The sequence below is a fragment of the Candidatus Nitrotoga sp. BS genome, from assembly GCF_927797785.1.
In the GTDB taxonomy this organism is placed as follows: domain Bacteria; phylum Pseudomonadota; class Gammaproteobacteria; order Burkholderiales; family Gallionellaceae; genus Nitrotoga.
Window position 1 is genome coordinate 1 of record NZ_CAKMLL010000028.1, and the last position, 1597, is coordinate 1597.

Annotated in this window: 3 protein-coding genes; all 3 read left to right on the forward strand. The window is 44.6% G+C overall.

Features of this window, described 5'->3' with window-relative positions; translation table 11 throughout:
* Positions 1 to 206 precede the first annotated feature (206 nt).
* The 3 genes from MJ769_RS01560 to MJ769_RS01570 all read left to right on the forward strand — a co-directional run bounded on the left by MJ769_RS01560 (position 207) and on the right by MJ769_RS01570 (position 1555).
* Entirely contained in the window at positions 207 to 371 is a 165-nt protein-coding gene (locus MJ769_RS01560; RefSeq protein WP_239234092.1) for a hypothetical protein, read from the forward strand.
* Positions 372 to 597: 226 nt separating this feature from the next.
* The gene (locus MJ769_RS01565; RefSeq protein WP_239234093.1) at positions 598 to 1125 is read left to right on the forward strand and encodes an MOSC domain-containing protein; all 528 of its coding nucleotides are present in this window, start codon (positions 598 to 600) and stop codon (positions 1123 to 1125) included.
* A gap of 223 nt (positions 1126 to 1348) precedes the next feature.
* A complete protein-coding gene (locus MJ769_RS01570) occupies positions 1349 to 1555 on the forward strand; it encodes a hypothetical protein (protein ID WP_239234094.1) in 207 nt (68 codons plus the stop codon).
* Positions 1556 to 1597: the final 42 nt, after the last annotated feature.

Consider the following 1597-nt stretch of genomic DNA (forward strand, 5'->3'; position numbering starts at 1 on the left):
AGTGACAACATAACGGAGTGCATTATTTCAGGTCTCCTATTGACAACGCCACCAAGAATTTTTTGAATTGTCAGACAATCTGTCAAACTCAACTACCATCTACTAAAGTAGGTGGGTTGAGGCTCCGAACGCCGTCCACTAAAAGTGGGCACACCGTGGCGGACTCCGCTAAAACTATATTCACAGAACGTATGATGTAACTCGTAGTGTTTAAAATCTTAAATGCACCAGCTAAAGCTGGTGGTTTTTACCATTTGATAGAAAATAAGAACAAAAACAATAGCAAGCATTCTGCCAGGCTCGCGTTTATAGATAGCGAATATGACTGCGCCTTAACTGCAGAGCAGTTTCAGAAAAGGCTGGAAGATTAGCATATGAAGAATTGCAAGAACAAGAACAGAAAGCACTTAACAAACTAGTGGGGCAGGCTCATAGGTTTGTTTAATTGAAAAAACATCTCCTACTTTAAGGAGCTTCTATCGTTATTGATGTAAACCACTCCCTATTGGCTGTCGTCACTTTGATCCAACAGTGTCTCCTTTATTCTCGCCTTCACCTCGGCTAAGTACTTTTTAGTAAATCTGCCATATTATCAAAATGAAAACACTCGACACCTTATTCAAAACACTACCGCAAAAAGGCAAAGTCACGTGGATAGGCGTTAGACCCGAACGACGTGCAGAAATGCTAGTAGTCGATGCTGTCGAAGCCAAAACTCAAAGTGGCTTAACCGGAGATCGTTACGCAGGACGATCGGGTAATCGACAAGTAACCCTTATTCAGGAAGAACACCTCCCAGTAATCGCATCAACCCTCGGTTTAGCATCCGTAGACCCGGTACAATTACGTCGTAATATCTGCATTAGCGGCATCAATTTACTCGCTCTTAAGGATAAACAATTTCAGATCGGCGAAGTGATACTCGAATACACTGGCCTCTGCCACCCTTGCTCGATAATGGAAGAAACCTTCGGCCCCGGCGGCTACAATGCGGTTCGCGGACACGGCGGGATAAATGCACGAGTGATTAAATCCGGGGTGATTAGAATGGGTGATGAAGTGAACTACATCTATACCCCACCTTCCTTGTATCAACCATCAATGAAGCACAATGAGGGCCGGTGAAAAACACCAAAGACTTACCTAAAATTTCTCTAATTCAGAAAGAATGTAAACTCATCAAATTCGATAACTTTAGAGGAATGGCGCTGAAAAGTTACCTTTTTATTACAGGAGGATACACTCCCTCCGTTACTGAATGCGGACTGGTTACTTGGTCAGTTTAATTCACAGCGGAGCAAAGCGCTCAAGAGCTATCGCCCGTTCGTGATGGCAGGCAGTTAGTCCCATGCTGGATACTCGCCATCAACTGTTACAGGGTAAATACCGGATGCGCCACCCGAATACAGATCAGGCGATAGCTCAAGCATACCTATCTGTCCTGTCCGGTGCTTATACGATGGCAGAGATCGGGGGCCATTTCGGGATACGCCATATGACGGTAAGTTGCGCTGCAGTGTGGAAGCTTGAAGAAAAATCTAGAGGGCACCTCTAAAAATCCAATATTTCTGATGAATGGAGCGCGTCCCATTTCGTG